16 protein-coding genes and 1 pseudogene are annotated in these 21,697 nt (G+C 43.1%); 10 read left to right on the forward strand and 7 right to left on the reverse strand.

Going from position 1 to position 21,697, the window contains the following annotated elements; genetic code table 11:
• Positions 1-50: 50 nt before the first annotated feature.
• The 7 genes from V8Q34_RS11565 to V8Q34_RS11595 all read left to right on the forward strand — a co-directional run bounded on the left by V8Q34_RS11565 (position 51) and on the right by V8Q34_RS11595 (position 9,358).
• Entirely contained in the window at positions 51-3,191 is a 3,141-nt protein-coding gene (locus V8Q34_RS11565; RefSeq protein WP_335835470.1) for a serine/threonine-protein kinase, read from the forward strand.
• A complete protein-coding gene (locus tag V8Q34_RS11570) occupies positions 3,191-4,483 on the forward strand; it encodes a hypothetical protein (RefSeq protein WP_335835471.1) in 1,293 nt (430 codons plus the stop codon). Before V8Q34_RS11565 ends, V8Q34_RS11570 begins: the two co-directional genes overlap by 1 nt.
• Positions 4,484-4,649: 166 nt before the next feature.
• Positions 4,650-5,087: an alpha/beta fold hydrolase gene (locus V8Q34_RS11575; protein WP_335835472.1), complete on the forward strand. Its 438-nt coding sequence runs from the start codon at positions 4,650-4,652 to the stop codon at positions 5,085-5,087.
• Between the two features lie 112 nt (positions 5,088-5,199).
• Complete coding sequence (locus V8Q34_RS11580) at positions 5,200-5,619, forward strand: flavodoxin family protein (protein ID WP_335835473.1); 420 nt, start codon at positions 5,200-5,202, stop codon at positions 5,617-5,619.
• 151 nt (positions 5,620-5,770) lie between these two features.
• Positions 5,771-5,980 (forward strand): hypothetical protein, encoded by a 210-nt coding sequence (locus V8Q34_RS11585; protein WP_335835474.1) that lies wholly within the window; start codon positions 5,771-5,773, stop codon positions 5,978-5,980.
• A 300-nt stretch (positions 5,981-6,280) separates the two neighbouring features.
• Positions 6,281-7,813: a glycoside hydrolase family 43 protein gene (locus V8Q34_RS11590; protein WP_335835475.1), complete on the forward strand. Its 1,533-nt coding sequence runs from the start codon at positions 6,281-6,283 to the stop codon at positions 7,811-7,813.
• 42 nt (positions 7,814-7,855) lie between these two features.
• Positions 7,856-9,358, forward strand: coding sequence for an alpha-N-arabinofuranosidase (locus tag V8Q34_RS11595; protein ID WP_335835476.1), 1,503 nt, complete (start codon positions 7,856-7,858; stop codon positions 9,356-9,358).
• A 190-nt stretch (positions 9,359-9,548) separates the two neighbouring features.
• Here V8Q34_RS11595 and V8Q34_RS11600 read toward each other — a convergent pair whose 3' ends face one another.
• The 3 genes from V8Q34_RS11600 to V8Q34_RS11610 all read right to left on the reverse strand — a co-directional run bounded on the left by V8Q34_RS11600 (position 9,549) and on the right by V8Q34_RS11610 (position 13,586).
• Entirely contained in the window at positions 9,549-10,973 is a 1,425-nt protein-coding gene (locus tag V8Q34_RS11600) for an MATE family efflux transporter (protein WP_335835477.1), read from the reverse strand.
• A 119-nt stretch (positions 10,974-11,092) separates the two neighbouring features.
• Positions 11,093-12,169, reverse strand: a complete 1,077-nt coding sequence (locus V8Q34_RS11605) for a uroporphyrinogen decarboxylase family protein (protein WP_033138994.1) — start codon at positions 12,167-12,169, stop codon at positions 11,093-11,095.
• A 40-nt stretch (positions 12,170-12,209) separates the two neighbouring features.
• Complete coding sequence (locus tag V8Q34_RS11610) at positions 12,210-13,586, reverse strand: MFS transporter (protein WP_081960088.1); 1,377 nt, start codon at positions 13,584-13,586, stop codon at positions 12,210-12,212.
• A gap of 580 nt (positions 13,587-14,166) precedes the next feature.
• On the opposite strand from V8Q34_RS11610, the gene V8Q34_RS11615 reads away from it, so the two are divergent.
• Complete coding sequence (locus tag V8Q34_RS11615; RefSeq protein WP_335835478.1) at positions 14,167-15,612, forward strand: DEAD/DEAH box helicase; 1,446 nt, start codon at positions 14,167-14,169, stop codon at positions 15,610-15,612.
• Here the strand turns inward: V8Q34_RS11615 and V8Q34_RS11620 are convergent.
• Positions 15,609-16,520, reverse strand: a complete 912-nt coding sequence (locus tag V8Q34_RS11620; protein ID WP_197064063.1) for a helix-turn-helix transcriptional regulator — start codon at positions 16,518-16,520, stop codon at positions 15,609-15,611. The genes V8Q34_RS11615 and V8Q34_RS11620 overlap by 4 nt on opposite strands.
• Positions 16,521-16,636: 116 nt before the next feature.
• On the opposite strand from V8Q34_RS11620, the gene V8Q34_RS11625 reads away from it, so the two are divergent.
• Positions 16,637-17,272 carry a sugar O-acetyltransferase gene (locus tag V8Q34_RS11625; protein ID WP_103732620.1) on the forward strand — a complete coding sequence of 212 codons (636 nt, stop codon included), beginning with the start codon at positions 16,637-16,639 and terminating at the stop codon, positions 17,270-17,272.
• Positions 17,265-18,614 carry an MATE family efflux transporter gene (locus V8Q34_RS11630; RefSeq protein ID WP_335835479.1) on the forward strand — a complete coding sequence of 450 codons (1,350 nt, stop codon included), beginning with the start codon at positions 17,265-17,267 and terminating at the stop codon, positions 18,612-18,614. The genes V8Q34_RS11625 and V8Q34_RS11630 overlap by 8 nt, the downstream gene beginning before the upstream one ends.
• A gap of 158 nt (positions 18,615-18,772) precedes the next feature.
• On the opposite strand, the gene V8Q34_RS11635 is transcribed toward V8Q34_RS11630, so the two are convergent.
• From V8Q34_RS11635 to V8Q34_RS11645, 3 genes and pseudogenes are all read right to left on the reverse strand, one after another.
• On the reverse strand, positions 18,773-20,056 hold the full coding sequence (locus tag V8Q34_RS11635; RefSeq protein ID WP_335835480.1) for a lactate racemase domain-containing protein: 1,284 nt from the start codon (positions 20,054-20,056) through the stop codon (positions 18,773-18,775).
• Between the two features lie 21 nt (positions 20,057-20,077).
• Entirely contained in the window at positions 20,078-21,442 is a 1,365-nt protein-coding gene (locus tag V8Q34_RS11640) for a GntP family permease (RefSeq protein WP_033139001.1), read from the reverse strand.
• 21 nt (positions 21,443-21,463) lie between these two features.
• Positions 21,464-21,679: pseudogene (locus tag V8Q34_RS11645) on the reverse strand (alcohol dehydrogenase); the annotation flags it as partial.
• Positions 21,680-21,697 lie beyond the last annotated feature (18 nt).

A 21,697-nucleotide genomic window follows, 5' to 3' on the forward strand; every position in this document is an offset into this window, starting at 1 on the left:
ATTGTGTGGTAAAATTAGGTTATCAGCCAAAGAAGGAGTTGAAAAATACTATGGATAATTATGAAGTATTAGAGGTCATTCATTCATCTAGGACAAGCGAAACAATTATTTTGAAAGTTAAAGAAAAAAATAAGCGAGTTTGTGATAAGGTTTACGCATTAAAATTAATTGGTTCGTTAAATAATAGATTTCAAAAGTTAATATTTAAGCGAGAAGTAGACGCTCTTAAGACATTAAATTCCTGTGATAATATTGTGAAAATTAGAGACTATATGTTAAATGCAGAGTTCAGAGGAAAAAATGATTGGGGTTTGATTTTATTAGACTTTGTTGATGGAATAAATCTAGAAGAATTAGACTTGAGTAGTTTTTCGCAGGTAGAAAAGTATGGACTCTGTTTGAAAATTTTAAAGGCTATTGAAGAAGCGCATAATAATAATGTTTTACATCGTGATATCAAGCCTTCTAATATCATGTATAATGTCGATACTGGCGATGTAAAAATCATTGATTTTGGAACAAGTAAAATAAAATCTATAGTAGAACAAGAGACAACCCTGCCTTTCTTTTCTCCAAATTTTTCAGCACCAGAAGTTGTTAAAGGGAATAGTACAACTGAGGCTAGTGATATTTATTCTTTAGGAGCAGTAATTTTTTATATTTTATTCGGAATGTTGCCTAATGGAACGGAAATGATCTGTAGAACAATGGATACTTTAGAGATTCCTGATAATTTAAAAAAATTAATTGCTCAAATGGTTGCGCAAGAACCAAAAGATAGATATCAAGATATTGGTTCGGTTATTGATATCATGGGGGATTTAATTGGAGATAATAGCCCTCAAAAAGATACATATTTATGTAGCATTGATGTTGACAAACTGAGATATTTGAAAAATATTTCGTTAATTGAAGCAAATACGAATATGACTCTTTTTACAAAATCATTTTTAAAAAGTCAATTTAAGGAATGTTCTGCTTTTTATAACCCAAATACAGATGTTTATATATTTTCTGGAAAGAAAATAGCCGTTGAATGTACATATGATGAAGAAAATCAATTATTTGTAGTAAATAAAATTATGTCTTTGTCTGTTGATAGAAGGATTAGTAATCAAAAAAGAGGGTTTACAATTAATGGAGTTGTTAAATTTATAGAAAATGGAAGACGTAATTATGTTGGAAGAAGTTTTGAAAGTGATAATGAAAAGCTGATTATACAATTTAGGAATAATAAAAATAGTAAAAGTGCGCTGCAAAAACAAGATGAGTTATTTGAAGAACTATTTGGAAAGTGGCAGGATGGCTTAGATGAATCCATGAGAAATGAAAAAGAACGAGTGGGGAGGGTGTCATATTCCGCTTTTAATATAGTAGATCAGCAATTACTTTTGACCGTTGAAGAATACAAAAATAATGATATCGATGGATTAGAAAATGATATGAACTATATCATTGAAGATGTGGATAGCAGAGGGAATTTTTTCTATTATGATATAGGAAATTATCATGGTGTAAGATATGATGAAGAGGAAACGGTTCTTGTTATAGATTTAGATAAAAAAGTACAAATGGGGAAATTGCGTCCTTTACTTAGAAAACAGCGTTCTGTGATGGAAGATTTTAGAGCTAATATAAGTGCATATAAGAGACAACATTATGCTATTCGTGCGTTACATGATGATAATTATTCTTCCAAAAATTTAAAAGATGTTTTACTTAATCTGGATGAGCCTACATACACACCATTTTTACAAAATATAAGGTTTAGCAAGGATAGCTTGAACTCATCTCAAAAAGAAGCAATACGAAAGGCGCTTTATTCAGATAGTATAAGCCTGATCCAAGGACCACCAGGTACAGGAAAAACAACGGTAATAAAAGAAATTGTGTGGCAAATTTTAACGCAAATAAATAAATTTGATGATACATCAAGGATTCTTATTGTATCTCAATCACATACAGCAGTGGATAATATTGTTGAGGGATTAGTTGATATAGATGAGGGAAAGTTAGATATTATTAGAATTGGGCGTGCAGAGAATATATCGACAAAAGTTGAAGAAACCTGTACTATGAATGCTATTAGAAAGAAGATGTTTATAGACATTAAAGAAAAATCTAATGAATATATTGAACAGCAAAATGCGTTATATGCAAATATTGTTGAGCAAAAATTATTAGATAGGTGGGAAAGAATTAAAGACATTCAGAAAGATTGGATTAATAGATGTAGTAATTTAGAAACCTTAGATTATCAAGTGATAAAAAGTGCTACGATTATTGCTGGAACATGTGTAGGATTTTTGTCAAACGATTTTGTCAAAGAATTAGATTTTGATTATGTAATTATCGATGAGGCGGCAAAAGCGACTACACCAGAATTATTAGTCTCTATCATTAAGTCAAAGAAGATTGTATTAGTAGGCGACCAGAATCAATTACCAGCTTATGCGGATCAAGATTTATCACCTATAATAGCTAAGTTGACGAAAGAACCTAAGTATAGATTATTTGATTTATTGTTTAATGTATTACCTGATACGCATAAGCAAATTTTGACAGTACAATATAGAATGAGACGAAATATTGGCAATTTGATTAGTCAAGTTTTCTATGAAGGAAAAATTGCAACAGAAGTCGATGATAAGAATAGAACACATCCGATAAAAAAATTTGAAGGAAAATCTATTATTTGGGTGGATACTTCAATGATGGATAGGAATGACGAAAGTAGACTTAAGGGCGGGTCTTTTTGTAACTATGTGGAAAATACTTTAGTCAAAAAATTGTTGGAATGTTTTAAAGGTGAAGGTGTACTTTCAGATTTGGATATTGGAATTATTACAGGCTATCGAGGACAAAAAGACTTGATTCGAAAATCTGTAAATAATAGTGGATATGACAGAATAGCTAAGGTAATTGATATTAATACACTAGATGCTTTTCAAGGAAGAGAAAACGATATCATCATATATAGTACAGTTAGGACTAAAAATTCAATTGGTTTTCAAAAAGAAAAAGAAAGGGTTAATGTTGCTTTCTCAAGAGCCAAGAATTTACTTATTATTTGTGGTGACATGGATTTCTTTTATAAGTTTGATGATCCGGATAATAAGTTTATTGAAATCATTGATTATATTTGTGAACATGATGATGAATGCCTTATCGTACCAGGAGGTGAAATATAGTGGATAAATTAATTGAATCCTTATCCAATATTAATGTGAGAAAAAATGATGGATATTTTTTTGTAAAACGTGATGAAATCTATGTTCCTATAATAAGAGCTGTATTGTCAATTACTAAACGTTCATTCTACTCTCTTCCATTGTTGGATGAGATAGTATTACGATTAATAAATGAAGGAATTCAGGAAATAGACGAATTGGTGAGGATATTAGGGATTGATAGAAAACTGTTAGAGGTAACACTTGCAGATTTGAGTGTGAAAGATATAGTTTACTGTACAACGAATCGCTGCAGTTTGTTAGCAAAAGGAAAACAGGCATTAAGAGAGTTAAGAACTATACAAAGACGGAAAGACACAGTTAAAAATATTTACCTAGATCCTATTAATCACAAAATAATCCTTGATTATGAAAATTATCAGTTCATTGATAAGGTTTATGTTAATGATAAAAAACTAGATGCAGATTTTGAAGTAAGTGACACAGAGATTTTTAAGGAAAATATCGATAATGTAAATAAAGTTTTTCTTGACGAAATGAACATTTACAATGATAAAACGAAAAGTGAACCGGATGAGCTATTAAGTATTGATGGTATAGAGAATGTCTATGTAAAATTTGTTCGAATCCCTATATATGTGTATGTCAGTTCTGGAGGAGTTGATATAGACATTATGGCTGTTAGCAAAAGGAACGATTCTTTACTTGCTTTATTTAAAAGTGAAATAATAGATCAGATTAGGAAAAAGAAAGTTTTGAAAACGGTTTTTGTGAAACATAGTTTGAGAAAGCCATTTTTAGGTCTAGATTTAGAAGAAAATGATAAACTTAAAGAAGGGCTGCAAAAGTATAAAAAGAATAAATCCGATAGAGATGAGTTAAAACAGATAATTGAAAAGGAAATATTTTCAGATAGAAAGTTAATGGATGAAGAATTTGATGTATTGATAAAATATTTTGCAGATAATTGTGAAAGTTATAAAATTGCGGTTTATCATTTAGATGATTGGGTGAAAAGCGAATGGTGTAGCAGAATTCTGTCAATTCTTAATGGGAAAAAATTGTCTGCAATAGGATATGAGGAATGTTATAATTTTAGAAAGACATTTTCTATTATTCAAAGAATGATACCGGAATATGCAAGAAATAAAGTGATTCATACAGATGCAGATAGCTATATGTCACTGGTATTTGATGAAAAGTATATAATATCAGGGATACCTAAAGATATAGAAATTATAGATAGCAATACACATATTCATAAAGTTGATTTTTATTTGCAAGTAATATAACAAATATGTAAGAAGTATTGCTGGGGATACGGAGGATTATTGATATGGAGTATAAAAGAAAACTTTCACCGCACGTTGAAACCGCCGTGCTTCTCGTGCGGAAATTTTGATTCTAGGCGGGGTTGCGGAATTTTTAGCAAGAAATGGAGTTCTGTTTTGGCGGAAGGTGAGATGGACAAGTATCTATGAAGAATATGATTACCTGGTGAGTATCATGGTAAGCTTTGCTACCGGTTCTTTCACAGAGGACGGAAGGCCGATGAGACATATGAATTATCTTTCCAATGCACTGAATACAGAATCACTTGAAAAATCCCCTGATTTCACAGCTGCCTTAAAGGAAAAGAATACACCTCCGATTTTGGTTGTGCAGCCGGAATACGGTGTTGTGCCATGGCAGATGCATTACCAGTACAGGGAATATTTTGACGATGTCAGATTTGTAATTGCACCCGGCTCCGGGCACAGCGTTTGGGGGGCAGAGTCCGGAAAAGATATTTTAGTACGCAATGGGGATGCTCTGTTTAAAGGGGAAGCAATCCCTGATGCATATACATCAGCGGAGAATCCGTTACCGCCTGTGCAAAATGAATCGGAACGATGAAAAAGAATCGGGAAATCAGAATGTAAATTCAAAAAATATGCCACTGTCGTGGGAAAGCCCTCCAGTCATTTGAGGGGGGCAGAAAAAATATTCGCGCAAGGGAGAGATAGGGATGAAATCTGTAATTATTTATTATTCTTATACAGGAAAAACGAGGGAACTGGCTGAAAAAACAGCACGGGATATAGATGCCGATTTGATTGAGATAAAGGAAAAAAGGAATCGTTCCGCTTTCAATGCTTATGTCTGTGGGTCTCTTGCCGCCAGAAGGCAGAAGAAAACAGAAATTAAAGAAGATACGTTTGATTTGTCTGAGTATGAAAAAGTGATTTTAGCGGTTCCGATCTGGGCAGGCTTTCCCTCCACACCTTTTAATAATATTCTGGAACTGCTCCCTGAAGGAAAAGAAATTGAACTGATTCTGACATCGGGAAGCGGAAATTCTAAGGGGAGTAAAGAAAAAACAATTTCACTTGCCAAACAAAAAAATATTAAAATCATAAAGTATACAGATGTAAAAACAACAAAGTAATCCGGCGGTACTGGCTTATATGCGGTAAGCCGTGTTTTAGAGATCATGATTTCAAGATGAATTTTTTCAGTAGTTACAAGTTTACATTTTGTGTTTTTTATAAATATTAAATTGTCAGTTCGGAAGAATAGAGATAATGGGGAATACGAGTATGGATTATTCGATGGATGAATTAATGGAAGCGAAAAGACAGATTGATTCAACTCTGCACAAGCTGAGAGAAACTATAAAAACGTTTGAAGCAAAAGAAAACGCTTCCCGGTATAAATCTCAGATCACATTGGCTAAGAGGCGCGTAAAGGCTTTTGAAATTGCCAATCATTTTATTGAGGATGAGATAGAAAGAAAATCGAAAAAATAGTTTGCAGTGAATTACTTTTCAACAGAATAAGATTATTTTAAAGCATCAGTCATGAATGATTGGTGCTTTTTATGTGTAAGCGCTTAATTTTCAGCCGTTGATAGAAAAATATCCGGTTACCTTTCGGTAATCGGAATACCTTGACAATTCACATATGATTTATGATTGATTTGTGCAAACAGGTGATATTTGCCACCTGCCAGAAATATTTTATCCAGGGAATAAAAATGTCCGGTCTGAAAGGCTGAGACATTCCCTGACAATCACAACTATAACAAGACAAAATGGAGGACAACTTAAATGAAATACAGAAACCCGATTATTTCCGGATACAATCCTGACCCGTCAATCTGCCGGGTAGGAGAGGATTACTATATTGTTAATTCATCGTTTGAATTTTATCCGGGAGTTCCCGTTTATCACAGCAGGAACCTTGTGAATTGGGAGCTTGAAGGGTATTGCCTTACAGAAGAATCTCAGCTTGATTTACATGGGTGCAGGCCTTCGGGAGGAATCTATGCACCTACAATCCGTTATCATCAGGGAACTTTTTTTATGACGACAACGAATACATCAGGTAAAGGGAATTTTATTGTACATACCACGGATATGAAAAAAGGATGGTCGGAGCCTGCCTGGGTAGATCAGGGGGGAATTGACCCGTCCCTGCTTTTTGATGATGACGGAACGGTGTATTTTGCGTCCACCAGTATGGACAGTGAAGGAAAAACCGGAATCTTCCTCTGCCAGGTAAATCCTTTTACCGGGGAACGGCTCACGGAGAGCGTGGTGATCAGCAGAGGATGCGGCGGCAGGTATGCGGAAGGCCCGCATCTTTATAAATGGTTTGGAAAATATTATCTCATGCTGGCTGAAGGCGGCACGGAATACGGACATATGGAAACTATACTGCGGTCAGACAGCCCTTACGGACCATTTGAGGCGTGCCCCCATAATCCAATACTCACTCACAGAGATGACATGAGGGAGGAGATTTACTGTACCGGCCATGCAGATATGATAGAGGACCACAATGGGAACTGGTGGCTGGTCTGTCTGGCAATCCGTCCATGTCAGGAGAAAAAAGACAGGGTACTGCTTCATAATCTGGGGCGTGAGACTTTTTTGACGCCGGTTGTGTGGACAGAAGACGGATGGCCTATTGTAGGGGAAAACGGTTTGATCTCACCGGAGATGGAAGGTCCCCTTCCCGGAGAAAGCCCGGCACCGGTCAATCGTAATTTTGCAGACGATTTTTCACAGGATAAGTTCAGCCTGCATTATAATTTCCTGAGGAATCCATCTATGGAGAATTATGTGAGGGATACTGCAAAGAGAAAACTGATTCTTAGAGGAACCAGTACAACCATCAATGAAATGGCAAGCCCAACCTGGATCGGTGTGCGGCAGAAAGGGTTTGAGACGGTATCCGTGGCAGATGTTTCATTGCTGGATGCAGTACAGGGAATGCGTGCAGGTCTTACTGCTTATTATAATGATTCCTATCACTATGAGATTTATCTGAGCAGAGAAATGGACAGATGGAAAGTTTGTTTGGCGAAACATATTCATGACATTTTTACAGTTACAGCAAGTGCGGAAATTCCTGCAGCAGAAAATGTTAAGCTGCGGATCGTATCAGATAAAACATATTACAGATTTTCTTATAGTCTGGACGGTGAAACATTTGTGGAACTGGGAAGCGGGCTGACGGTAGGCCTCTGCACAGAAAGTACGAGAAATATGACATTTACAGGCACTTACATTGGTATGTTTGCGGAAAATGGCTGTGCCGTATTTGAAAATTTTCATGTGAAGGTGCTGGATTATTGAAAAACAGAGATACTGCAGTTTCAGAAGCAGAGGGATGGTAGAATGCATAAATTACGGATTCATCCAAATAAGATAGCAGGAAAGATTAACAGAGAAATTTACGGGCATTTTTCGGAACATCTGGGGCGCTGTATTTACGGCGGGGTTTATGTGGGTGAGGATTCACCCATTGAAAATGTAAACGGAATGAGAACAGATGTAATCAATGCTTTGAAAGAAATAAATGTACCTGTATTAAGGTGGCCAGGCGGATGCTTCGCAGATGAATATCATTGGATGGACGGCATCGGCCCGAAAGAGAAACGAAAGAAGATGATCAATACACACTGGGGCGGTGTGGTGGAAGACAACAGCTTTGGAACACACGAGTATTTTGAACTTTGCCGCCAGCTTGGATGCAGTGCATATGTCAACGGAAACCTGGGAAGCGGTACTGTAAGGGAAATGTCGGAGTGGGTAGAGTATATTACCTTCAAGGGATTGTCACCTATGGCACAGCTTCGTGAGGCGAATGGTTCCGAGGAAGCCTGGGATGTAAAGTTTTGGGGTGTGGGTAATGAAAACTGGGGATGCGGCGGCAATATGAACCCGGAATATTATGCAAATGAATACAGACGTTATCAGACCTATATCCGGGACTATAGAAATGACGGAGGCATTAAAAAAATCTGCTGCGGTCCAAATGCAGACGATTATACATGGACCAGAACGGTTCTGGACACCTGTTTCCGCAGCTCTGCGCCGGAACATCACGGGTTTATGGATGGTTTATCGCTTCATTATTATACCGTTCCCGGGGATGGGAAGGAAAAGGGAAGTGCTGTCTTTTTCAATGAAAAGGACTGGTACAGAACATTGAGCAAGACGTTGTATATGGAAGAACTGATTGAGCGGCATGGTCAGATTATGGATGAGTATGACCCGGATAAGAAGATCGGACTGATCATAGATGAGTGGGGAACCTGGTATGACTGTGAACCGAGTACAAATCCGGGATTTCTGTATCAGCAGAACACCATGCGTGATGCCCTTGTTGCGGGAATCAACCTTAATTTATTTAATAAACATTGTGACAGAGTGAAAATGGCTAATTTTGCCCAAATGGTAAATGTGCTTCAGGCTGTACTGCTGACAGAAGGGGAACGGATGATAAAAACGCCTACATACCATGTGTTTCAAATGTATAAGTGCCATCAGGGAGCTTCTCTTGTGGAAAGCACTCTGGAGATTTCCAGGATTGGTCTGGAGGAGGCATTTATGGTTCCGAATCTTACGCATTCCGTATCGGTTGATGACATAGGACAGGTGCATATAACTATTACTAATTTATCGGCTGATGAAGCCAGTGAGATTGAGGCTGAAATCATGGAGAGAGAAGTAAAAGAGGTGAAGGGTGAGTTATTGGCTGGAGATATACATGCAAAGAATACTTTTGAGGAGCCGACAAAGGTGCAGCCGGTACCATTTCACAATATTATTTTAGATAATGGTGCTTTTAAGTTTACACTGCCGCCATGCAGTGTGGCGCATCTTGCGGTGAAATAAGAAGACCGCCGGGAGAGATTCCGGCGGTTTAGACTGTGGAAAACTATCATTATCAAGCTTCCGCAGATAGGAGACGGGGATAGCGCTGGATAGTTCAAAAATGAGGGTAAGCATAAAATATAACAGCGGATTCTCCAATCCGCTGTTATATTTTATAACTGTAGTTGTCAGATATCTATGTCCACATAAATCATTCCGCCTGCGCCTGCGCAGCCGGAACCCGAATCAACCGATTCAGCTTCCTCATCTCCATCGAAAGCATGATCGCCGCCATAGCCACCGAGAACACATCCGACACCGGGAAGGACCACATCAGGCCGATAATCCCGAAGAAGTAAGGCAGGATCAGCATACAGGGAATCATGAACAATACCTGGCGTGACAGGGAAAGCACTGTAGCGCCCATTGCCTTTCCGACTGCCTGGAAGTATACGCTGGCCACCATCTGAACGCCCATGACAAAGATGAAAATGGTCATATTTTTCAGACACATCACAGCGAATTCATTATACAGATCGTTTTCCTGACCAAATATGGAAATGATCTGCTGCGGGAAGATCTGCAGACACAGCATACCGAGAAAGCCGATGGTAACACAGACGATCAGGCAGGTCTGCGCCAGTTTTTTTACGCGTGTAAAGAGTTTGGCGCCGTAATTATAGCTGAACAGAGGCTGTGAGCCAACGGAGATTCCCATGATCAGAGACATCATCAAACCATTTACCTTATTGACAATCCCAAACACGGTCAGAGGAATGTCAGCACCGTACTGAGACAGCGCGCCGTATTTGATCGTCTGCTGATTCATAATGATCTGCATGACCAGTGCGGCATATTGTGTGAGGAAGGAGGAGAGGCCCAGTACCAGGATGCTCTTTACGATGGAGAGACGCAGCCTCATATTTTCCTTTTTCATTGTCAGTGTGCGGAACTTTTTCAGATAAAGAAGACTGAAGACAAGCGTGCCGAACTGTCCGATGATGGTGGCAAAGGCAGCGCCTTTCACGCCCCAGTGGAAGACGAAGATAAACAGCGGGTCCAGCACACAGTTGAGCACAGCGCCGATCAGCATGGATCTCATGGAATAGCCGGGGTTGCCGTCGGCACGGATCTCATCATTGATCATAATGCCCACGCTGGTAAACATGGTGCCAAGAAGATAAATGCGGCCGTAATCAATGGCATAGGGCAGCACTGTGTCAGTGGCACCAAAGAGGCGCAGCAGGGGAACCATGAAGATTTCACCGATGACACAGAGGATGATTCCGCTTGACAGGGCAAGGGTAAAGCCGTTGCCGAGAGTCAGATTGGCACAGTCCTGGTCTTTTCCGCCCAGATTCAGTCCGACATTGGCGGCGGTACCCACGGAAATCATCAGTGAGATCGCCATGGCGATGGTGACAAAAGGAAATACCACGTTGGTGGCAGCATTACCGAGATAACCGACACCCTGGCCGATGAAAATCTGATCCACCAGATTGTAGATGGAGTTTACCAGCATGGAGATGACGGAAGGTATGGCAAATTTCGCAAGGAGTTTTGGTATGGGAGCAATACCCATGATGTTATTTTCTTCCGGCGGGACTGCCGCGGGAGCCAGATTTTTATCAGACATTCGCGTTCCTCTCTTTCATAAAACATATTGGAAACAGTATGCTGCTAAGCAGCAGCGCCCGGAAGACCGTTCTCCTCCGGGCGCTGTGAATAAAAAGCAAAATGATAATAAATTACCGTTTACTGCCTGGATGCACGGTACATACCTTTGCGGAACGCAGGCGTCATCTTCTGTGGGAAATACATATAATTGGGGAAGCAGTATTTGCCGGGCTTGAAGTATTTTCTGACGAATTCTTCACCGGCTTTTTCCTGTTCTGCTTCGGAAGCGCCTTCGGGCAGGTCCGGTTCTACGTGGAGAAGAATCTTATCGCCGTATTCTTCGTACATTTTCTGGGTCGGGTTCATAGGCATGGGGCACCAGGACTGCCAGCCGGCTTTGATAAAGTTGGGAAGCTGCATTTCCAGGCTGCCGCAGCTGTGCAGGTCAGCGATCAGTCCTTTGGACTTGATGTGGTCTGTCAGCTCTCTCATGTAGGGAACGATCATCTCTTCGCCCACTGCAGGGGAGAAGAACGGCGCTCTCTGGGAACCCCAGTCATCGTGTACGGTAAATCCGGAGATACCGTCTCCGTAAGTCTCTGCGCAGCGGTCAACAAGTCTGCAGTACAGTTCTGTTGTCTTAGCAAACAGTTCTTTTAAGGCATCCTTCTGCTCGTCATCGATCAGAGCTACAACCGCACCTTCAAAATCCATGAAGGAAACCAGTCTCTCATACCAGCAGCCATTTAAGAACCAGAGCATGTTTGCTTTGCCGTTGTGGAGAAAGTCGTAGTTTTGTCTGCCGCTGGCATCCCAGTCCCATGCGTCGATGTCAGGGAACTTCAGGATTTGGTTCCAGTCATTGGCATCTTCAAGAAGAGGGGTGCCGGGACGGACCATGGAACCGCCTGCTACAGGAACGTATTCCCATTCGATGCCGAACATATCAGGGCCGCCGTAGTTTGCCATATCGAAGGGGACTCCTTCAATGACAAAGCCGCGTGCAATGTTATCCGGGATTACGGAAGGGGCAAAAAGACCAGACTCCAGACCGGAGGGACACCAGGTGGGTGTTCCGGCATACAGCTCTTTTATTGCCTCTTTTTCGGACTGGGGATAAGTCCAGGCGGGACTTTCCGGGATGGTAGGATCAAGCATATTAGGAACGGTATAAGCGATGGTCATTTCTTTTTCATCAAAGGGTATTTTTGACATAATTTTCTCTCCTGTTCTTTTTGAAATATTTTATTTTCTGTTACTTGCTCTGCTGCATTTTCTCAGCATTTGCCTGGGCGTACTTGGCAGCATCCTTGTCGCTGATCTTGTAAAACACCAGCAGGATAATGGCGGATGCCAGATAGATTAACCCGGGGAGCATGAACGTAACACGCATGAAATTGGAGATCCATGCAGTGTTGATCTCAAAGGCGCCTCCGGAAACAAAACCGATGGCAGACAACAGAGCCAGGCCAAGGGTATTGCCCACGGTCATACCGATCTTCATCGGCGGGGAAGCCAGGCCGGCAGCGATCGCACGGGTATCTTTTCCCGTTTTATACAGGAAATATTCACCTGCATCCAGGTAAAGGACTACCATGTAGGGCATCCAGGTATAGGTTCCGGCCATCATCAGAGACATGAGGATAATATAAGCGGTCAGGTTGGGAACACCATTTGGGGCACCGAAAAATGATACCAGGATCAGTGCAATGCTCATAAGGAGAAATCCAAATACACAGGACATTTTTTTGCCCAGTTTTGCTCCGAGCTTTGGCATAACCATGGCGGCTAAGAATCCGACAATGGCATTGATCAGAGTAACAAATGTAAGCTTGGTGAAATCACCGACAACATAAATAAAGTAATAGGTATAGTTAGCCTGATAGGTAAACTGCGCAATGTAAAGAATCGTAAATACCAGGAAAAGAACCAGCATCTGGGGATTCTTAAGCAATGTACCGAACATATCGCCGATGCTGACCTGGTTCACAGAAGCGGTAGCACCGACAGGAACATCCTTGCCGTCCGCGCATTTGGCGATTGCTCCCAGAGCAAAAGGCATAGGGATCATAAATACGAAAGCAACGATAAAATAGTTCCAGTTACCAAAAGGAAGAACAGTAACAAGGGTAGGAATGAAAGAACAAATGATGGTGATAACCGTGCTCTGCCGTGTCATGTTGACGGTCATTGCATTTCGGTTGGACATGTTCGGACCTGCTACGGCGGCCAGAACGCCATAGTAAGCAGTCTGAAGAATGTTCATCAGACAGTTCAGAACTGTATAGGATACAGCAAGGACTGCCACACGGACTACCATGGGAGCGGAACTGGTATTACATACCTCAGCCATGATTGAAACGGCCAGGATCCAGCGGCCAAGATAGAGCCAGGACTGGTTCTTTCCGGTCTTTCCGATTTTGACTTTTTCAATGATAGCACCGGCAAACAGGCTGAAACAGAAATCCAGAAACTTTGCCACGCCCAGTGCCACAGCCAGAGTTCCTGCGGGAATTACAAGAACCTCGGTGGCGAATGTATTCAGGTACATGAATCCGACCATGATTGCCAGGGTCAATAGAGAATAACTGCCCATTGTCCATATCTCTTTTTTACTACTTGTTACTTCCATACTGATTCCTCACTTTCTTATTGTAATGTAGATTTTGTTTTCTGCAGAGAGCCGTCAGGCATTCATGAAAAGATGTCATCTCATAGAAACTTACGGTCAGATGATACGATTTTCAAAGAAAGAAGCTGGCATTCGGCAGAAGGGTCACATTTTGTACAGCGGATACAAACAAAACAGGTTCCGCTGTTGTTTTCATAAATTATCCGACACGCATACAATGCTCCTCCCTTTTTCCCGGACACAGAGGTACTGTGATGGGGTATTTTATAAAATTTCACGAAATATTTTATAAAATGATTATAACTAAATTGGGATTTGATTGATATGTACATGCAATCCAATTTTGTTCCGGCTTTTATCTGGAATTTTGGTTATGGAGTATGTAGTTTTCTGCTTGAAGTTCAGGTAGAATTATGATAATCGGGGAAGTTTCGGCTTATGAGGGAGTCATTGTCTGTAGTGAGGGAAATATAAGCAAATAATGTCTGGCAATCTCATCTGTGTTTTGATAAACTGTATAACAGGTTAGCGTCCCTCTGCAAAGCCATGGGGAAGAGGAATTAGAGAAAGGTAAAAAACAATGACAGACAATTTTAACCAATACCCGCTTTCACAGGAAATCCTGGAAGCATTGGAAGGTTTGGGATATAAGACACCTACAGGCATACAGCAGGAAGTCATTACACCCATGCTTGCGGGAAAAAATGTGGTGGTGAAAGCACCGACGGGCAGCGGGAAGACAGCGGCATTTGCCATACCGATCTGTGAAGGTGTATGGTGGGAGGAGAATGCGCCCCAGGCGCTGGTACTGGAGCCTACCAGGGAACTGGCAGTGCAGGTCAGCGAGGAAATGTTTCATATAGGAAGAAAGAAACGTTTGAAGGTGCCGGCAGTTTTCGGAGGGTTTCCCATTGATAAGCAGATTCAGACCCTGCGGCAGAAATCCCATATTGTCACAGGTACACCGGGACGTATTATGGACCATCTGGGCAGGGAGAGCCTGAAGCTTGACAAAGTAAAATGGCTGGTGATAGATGAGGCGGATCTGATGCTGGATATGGGCTTTATCGACGAAGTGAAAAATATCCTTTCTCTGGTTCAGGAAAACTGCAGAATATCCCTGTTCTCCGCCACATTAGGGCCGGAAATCAGGGAGCTGGCGGATGCGTTTATTCCGGACAGAATACTTGTGCTGCAGGAACCCACGAAGGAGCAGACAGCGGCGATCACGGAAAAGGTCTATTTCACTGATCAGGAGAGAAAATACGGGGACTTTCTCAAGGTTCTTATAAATGAGAATCCAAAGAGCTGTATGATTTTCTGCGGGACAAGGGAGATGACAAATGTTCTGTTTCAGAAGCTGCGCAGAGGGCGTATATTCTGCGGGATGCTGCATGGGGAGATGGAGCAGAGGGAGAGGCTTAAGACTGTGGATGCGTTTCGGAGAGGCTGCTTTCGCTTTCTGATCGCAACGGATGTGGCTGCAAGGGGGATTGATTTTGAACAGATTACCCATGTTGTGAATTATGATTTTCCAACGGGGAAGGAAACGTATGTCCATCGGATCGGCAGAACCGGAAGAAACGGAAAATGCGGTACAGCCATAAGCCTGGTAACAGAAGAGGACAAAAGGATGCTGAAGCAGGTGGAGGCATTTGTGGGGCAGGAGCTGCCCGGCGCGGAAATTCCGGAGATAGAGGAAGAAAAGGAAAAGGCATTCTGGAAAGCCCAGCGCGTAAAAGCAGAAGCGAAACCTAAAAAGGGGGCGGTATTGAACCGGGGAATTACACGTCTGTCCATCGGCGGAGGCCGGAAATCAAAAATGCGGGCTGGGGATATTGTGGGAACCATCTGCAGTATTGACGGCGTGGAGGCCTCAGACATAGGCATTGTGGATATCCGGGACAGTTTAAGCTATGTGGAGATTTTAAATTTTAAGGGGAATCAGGTTATAGAATGTCTTCAGACGAAGCCGATCAAGGGGAAAGTCCGTAAGGTCAGAAAAACAAAGCGGCCGGGGGATTAGAGGCATCCGCGTGCCTCATATCCCTCTGCCTGCCGCATACGGTAATGGCTGGGGGTACAGCCTTTGTGCTGCTGGAAGATTTCCGCATAGTAACTGGGGCTCTGGAAGCCGCAGGACAGGGCAATCTCTGTGATGCTCATAGCGGTATCTGTCAGCAGGCGCATACTGACCTCCAGGCGGTAGGCGTTCAGAAAATCTATGGGCGTTTTGTTCAGGTATTTTTTGAAGATCCGGCAGCATTTGCTGCGGCATATACTGCCCGCGGCTGCAATATCGTTCAGGGAGAGTTTCTGTGTATAGTTCCGGTATATGAACGAGATCATGTTTCTTTGGGTGGATAAGTCCTCCTCCATGGCAGTGCTGTAGGACAATAGATTAGGACTTAAAAGGGAGTAGAGCGCAGCCCAGGCGGCAGTCAGCCTGCTGATCATCATCAGCTCATAACCTTCATAATGCCTTCGGCAGTCCTCACATGCCGCGTCGAAATGCCGGATGACCGCTGCCTCAGCGGGATTGTCTGCGTGAAGATAAATGTAGGGAAGATTCGGATGCCCGGCAATGGGATGGATGTACTTTTCCGTAAGCTCAGGATTGGTACACAGAAGATGGAGACGAAAGACAATGCAGGCAAAATAGCAGTCTGTCTTATCCTCTGAGAAACCGTAATGCATCTGCCGGGCATTTACTATGAGGGCATCGTGTTCCCGGACCGCCAGTTTTTCTCCATTCACATAGTAGACCATGTGGCCTTTCAGAGCTTTCATGTATTCGATATCCTCGTGCCAGTGGCAGAGAGCCTCCATATTGGCATAGGAGGAGAGCCACCGCTCTTTCAGATACAGGGGAATATTGGGGGTGTTGTAGTGGACAATCTCTGAGGCGTCCTTTAAAATGCTTACTCCGTTCACAAATACCTCCTTCATAAATACGATTGTTATAATATAATGGCATATTTTGATAGAATATACGGAATTAATACACTATTATTATACATGAAAATACTTGTTTGTGAAGGAGAAAAGAGATGGATAATATTACGCGCAGGGATGCAGGTCTTCCCTATATATCAGATGATGCGGTATTTGACCAGCAGAAGGTGACCAGAAGACTTTTAAGAGAATTTAATACTACGGACCCCTCGGATTTTGAGACATTGGGCAGGCTGGCGGGAAAAATAGTGAGTGGTGCACAGGAGAATGTGTCCATTATGCCGCCGTTTTACTGTGACTATGGATTTCATATCCAGGTGGGAAAAGGCTTTTTTGCCAATTATAACTGCACCATACTGGATGTGGGCAAGGTTACCATCGGGGAAAATGTTTTGCTTGCGCCAAATGTATCAATCTATACTGCCGGACATCCGGTGCATCCTGCAGCCAGACAGTCAGGATATGAATACGGGATTCCTGTGACGATCGGAAACAATGTGTGGATCGGAGGAAATGTAGTCATCACTCCCGGTGTGCACATTGGAGACAATGTAGTGATCGGGGCAGGCAGTGTGGTGACAAAAGACATTCCCGCCAATGTGGTGGCAGCGGGGAATCCCTGCCGGGTGATTCGCCGGATCACAGATGCGGATAAAAAATACTATTACAAAGACAGGGAATTTGATCCGGAGTCCTGGGCAAAGGTAGAGGCAGTGGAAATCGGTGAGTGATAAGAAAATATTTTATAAAAAGCTGTTTACCCTGGTCCTTCCCATTGCCTTTCAGAATTTTATGACTGCAGCGGTCAGCGCATCCGATGCCATAATGCTGGGTGTGATCAGCCAGGAGGCCCTGTCTGCGGTTTCCCTTGCGGGTCAGATACAGTTTGTTCTGAGCCTGTTTCTGGCAGCACTTACCATCGGGACCACAATCCTGGCAGCCCAATACTGGGGAAAAGGGGATAAGGTGTCGGTGGAGAAAATACTTGCCATTGCGCTGAAGTTTTCCTCTGCCATATCCCTTGTTTTCTTTCTGGGAACCCTGTTGATTCCGGAGACTCTCATGCGGATCTTTACCCCGGATGCAGGTCTGATCGCGCAGGGGGCGCAGTATCTGCGGATCGTGGGAGTGTCTTACCTGCTCATGGGGATTTCCCAGATTTATCTGTGCATCATGAAAAACAGCGGATATACCTTAAAAAGTACGGTGATAGGTTCTGTCTCCATGGTGACAAATATTGTGCTGAACGCAGTCTTTATTTTCGGCGTCTGGAAGGTTCCGGCTATGGGGATCGCCGGGGCAGCGCTGGCGACGGTGCTGTCAAGGGTTCTGGAGCTGGGATGGGCATTTACAGAATCCCTGCGGCATGGCAGGATCAGGCTGCATGTGAAATATCTGGTGCGCGCTGACCGGGAATTGAAAGGCGATTTCTTCCATTATACCCTTCCTGTGCTTGGAAATGAGCTCATATGGGGATGCGGATTTACCATGTATTCCGTTATTATGGGACATTTGGGCAGCGATGCGGTGGCTGCCAATTCCATTGCCAATATTGTGAAGAACCTGATCGCCTGTCTGTGTCTGGGACTGGGAAGCGGCGGCGGAATCATTGTTGGAAATGAACTGGGAAAGAGGAATCTGGACGCTGCCAAAGATTACGGAGACAGGCTGTGCCGCCTCTCCATTTTGATGGGCGCTCTGTCCGGCCTTCTGCTTCTGGGGTTAAGTCCTATGATCCTCGGCTTTTCCAATCTAAGCCCGGCGGCCCATGGATATCTGAAGGGAATGCTGTTTATGTGTACGTATTACCTCATAGGAAAATCTGTGAATTCCACTGTGATCGCAGGTATCTTCTGCGCAGGGGGAGATTCCAGGTTCGGCCTTTTCTGTGACGCGGTGACTATGTGGGTGGTGACAGTACCTCTTGGACTGCTGACAGCGTTTTATTTTAAAATACCGATATTGGCTGTGTACTTTATCATCAACCTGGATGAGATCATCAAACTTCCGGCTGTATACATACATTACAAAAAGTATAATTGGGTGAGGGATATAACAAGAAGCGGTCAGTGATACTGTTATAATGAGATATTCTGCAGTCTCAAGGGCGCATGACAGATACAGGAAAATGTCTGCAGCTGGCAAAGAGAAAGGAAAGATACCGGAAGGGGCATATTAACAGCCCTGGCGGCATCTTTCCTTTTTTTCAGGGAAAAGCGGGGAATGTTTTTTTACCAGAGATTGCCGTCCTCATCAAAGGGGAGGTATTCCGGTTCGCTCTCAATGATCAGATTTGGGTTGTTTTTTGCTTCCTCATAGTAAGATTCTGAGAGCATGATATGTTCTATGTGGAGGCTGTTTGGAATCCTTACAACCCTGGGATTCTTTTTATCGATCTCATTGCAGGTTCTTATGCAGACCTGGATGGCTTCCCTGTCGCTCTCCATGACAATGGGAATCCGCACACCGCCCAGAACTGTACAGGTGATCGCGTTTGGGTACATGGAGGATAAGTCCAGTTGATTGAAGACGCGTTTTGTGGTGGCGCTGGAATAGCCAAGTCCGATCCCGTTTCCATGGGTTTCAGGACTCAGATCCAGGACACAGACGCGCTGTGACCGGATTCCGCCTGTTGCGTATGGGGTACAGAAGGTTCCGGTGATATTGGGATCCATACCATCTCCGCTGAAGTTTTTTCCAATCTGGTCAACGACCAGAACATCACAGGAATCAACCAGAATCCTGGGCATATTGGCAAAGGCCTCCTGCAGGAGAGGCGGTTCTTTTTCAATGATCTCTTCTGCATTTACGGCTATGATCTTACATGTTTCGTCATACGCATTTTCAATGGTTGGGACTGCAAATAAAATAGGGGCGTTTTTAATGATCGCACGGCCGAACATGGGGACGTATTTGGCCATATTCTTGAAGCCCGCTTCATGGCAGACCTCAGCGCCGTGCTGTTTTCCAAGGCCGATAGCCATCATCTTCATGATTCCGCTTTCGTAGGGGCCGCGGAATGCTGTATGGGGTTTGATGCGGCATCCAAGGATGATACCGTCGGATTCGGCGGCGTTTTTGTCAATGAATACATCCATGCCTTCCTCATTTACCCCGATTTTTTTGACCTCCATGGAAGAAATAATAGGACAGCCTACATAGTCCTCTGTGATTCCGTAGCCTTCCAGGATCGCCCGCTGACCTTCCGCAGTGGCTCCGCCGTGGCTTCCCATGGCAGGGACAATGAATGGATGGGCGCCTCTTGATCTTACAAAGTCAGCAATGCATTTTGTTGTGAGTGCTACGTTTGCGATGCCCCGGGAACCGGCAGTGATGGCGATGCGCATGCCGGGTTTTACTTTGGAGGAGAACTTCTCCTGGGAAAGCAGGGATTCAATGATTCCGGGTATTTCCTCCGGCTCAATTTTGGGCCGGGGAAATACCTGTTTTACTTTAAACATTTTCGGGATGGTCTGGTCACTGACCAGGTCTGCGACAAAGGGTCTTTCTCTCATGAATAAATTCCTCCTGTTATCTTAGAATATTATCATATATCCGCCGGCTGCAAGCAACAGCAAAATAAGGAAAAAGACAGATTCCATCATTTCTGATACGGTATATGTTTTGATGCCTCCCTTGATGGAGAGCCCGCTGATATTGGTTACGATCCAGAAACCACTGTCGTTTACGGTTGCGCCGAAAAGTGTTCCGGACAAACAGGCCATTGCCACAAACACCGGCGGCAGTGTGATGGCGGAAGCCACGCCGGACATAATGGTCATACTGGTAAGCGCAGATACGGTACCTGAGCCGGTCACCTGTTTGATCAGCAGGCCGACCAGGTAGGACAGGATCAGAACAACAAACACATTCTGTGCAAATCCGCTCACAATATCAGCAATGGCATCGCTGACGCCTGTGATTGTGATGATGTTGGAGAAAGCACCGCCCGCACCTGTGATCAGGAATACGATACCTGCGGAGGAGAGAGAATCTGTAGCAGCCTTTTCCGCTTTCTCTTTGCCCATACATTTTACGCCGATCAGATAAGCCACAATGGCTCCTGCCAGCAGAGCAACTGTTTTGTCACCTAAAAAGAGGAAAATACCGGGCTGTGCATCACCCATGGCACTGCCTGTAACTGTGTTTAAAAGAATCAAAATGATCGGCACAAAAATAGGCAGTAAAGCAAAGCCGAAAGACGGCGGTGTGATGGAGCTGTCCTCCTGTGCATCGATATGGACGCCGGCGGAAGACTCATCTGTTTCAGGATTCCAGAAGTCCGTCTTTTTGTCCAAAAACTTTGTATAGATAAAGATAACAAGGAATACGCCGATCAGTCCGAAAACAGTGCCGAATGCGATCATAATGCCTGTGTCAAATCCGAAGATCTCGCCTGCGGCAAGGGGAGCCGGGGTAGGGGGCACCATGGTGTGGGCAGCGGCAGCGCCTATGGTGATGGCGCCTACAATATGGGCAATGGATTTGTTGATCTCTTTCATAAGAGCAATGCCGATCGGAATCAAAATAACAAAGGTCACATCAAAATATACCGGGATGGCGAGAATAAAAGCAGCCAGGCCGATGGCGTAGATCGCTTTTGTTTTGGGGAATGCTTTTACGATCTTTGAGGCAATGATCTGGGCACCGCCGGACCTGCTGACCAGTTCGCCCAGGATAATGCCGAAACCGATGGGAAGCCCCATACCCTTTAACATGTTGCCGAAGCCCACATTGATGCCGTCTATGGTCTCAACCAGGGAAACGCCGGATAATGCGCCCATCAGGATACTTCCCAACACTAAAGAAATGGCAGCATTTAATTTTACTTTCAGAATTAAAAATAAGATAACAACCATGGAAATGATCAAGGACATGAATAACCATGCAGAATGTGACATAACAAATACCTCCGTTCGTTTTTAAAATTCAAATATGACTTTCAGCATAGAGGCTGCGTTTTTATCAAAATCTGCAAAAGCAGCGGCTGCATCGTCAAATTTATATGTATTGGTAACTATTTTATCCAGGTCGACCTTTCCCTCTTTTACAAGGTCAATCAACTGCAGGAAATCTTTTTTCAGTGCGTTTCTGGAACCGAAAATGTTAAGTTCTTTTTTCTGGATCAAAGTACAGTTTACAAGGGACTACACAGG

The organism is Blautia sp. JLR.GB0024, from assembly GCF_037000545.1.
In the GTDB taxonomy this organism is placed as follows: domain Bacteria; phylum Bacillota; class Clostridia; order Lachnospirales; family Lachnospiraceae; genus Blautia; species Blautia celeris.

Excerpts from the sequence above, each read along its gene's own strand:
- V8Q34_RS11625 (WP_103732620.1), top strand. The coding sequence starts at position 16,637 with ATGGATAATATTACGCGCAGGGATGCAGGTCTTCCCTATATATCAGAT.
- V8Q34_RS11600 (WP_335835477.1), bottom strand. The coding sequence starts at position 10,973 with ATGTCTGATAAAAATCTGGCTCCCGCGGCAGTCCCGCCGGAAGAAAAT.
- V8Q34_RS11615 (WP_335835478.1), top strand. The coding sequence starts at position 14,167 with ATGACAGACAATTTTAACCAATACCCGCTTTCACAGGAAATCCTGGAA.
- V8Q34_RS11635 (WP_335835480.1), bottom strand. The coding sequence starts at position 20,056 with ATGAGAGAAAGACCCTTTGTCGCAGACCTGGTCAGTGACCAGACCATC.
- V8Q34_RS11580 (WP_335835473.1), top strand. The coding sequence starts at position 5,200 with ATGAAATCTGTAATTATTTATTATTCTTATACAGGAAAAACGAGGGAA.
- V8Q34_RS11590 (WP_335835475.1), top strand. The coding sequence starts at position 6,281 with ATGAAATACAGAAACCCGATTATTTCCGGATACAATCCTGACCCGTCA.
- V8Q34_RS11585 (WP_335835474.1), top strand. The coding sequence starts at position 5,771 with ATGGATTATTCGATGGATGAATTAATGGAAGCGAAAAGACAGATTGAT.
- V8Q34_RS11610 (WP_081960088.1), bottom strand. The coding sequence starts at position 13,586 with ATGGAAGTAACAAGTAGTAAAAAAGAGATATGGACAATGGGCAGTTAT.
- V8Q34_RS11640 (WP_033139001.1), bottom strand. The coding sequence starts at position 21,442 with ATGTCACATTCTGCATGGTTATTCATGTCCTTGATCATTTCCATGGTT.
- V8Q34_RS11595 (WP_335835476.1), top strand. The coding sequence starts at position 7,856 with ATGCATAAATTACGGATTCATCCAAATAAGATAGCAGGAAAGATTAAC.
- V8Q34_RS11605 (WP_033138994.1), bottom strand. The coding sequence starts at position 12,169 with ATGTCAAAAATACCCTTTGATGAAAAAGAAATGACCATCGCTTATACC.
- V8Q34_RS11565 (WP_335835470.1), top strand. The coding sequence starts at position 51 with ATGGATAATTATGAAGTATTAGAGGTCATTCATTCATCTAGGACAAGC.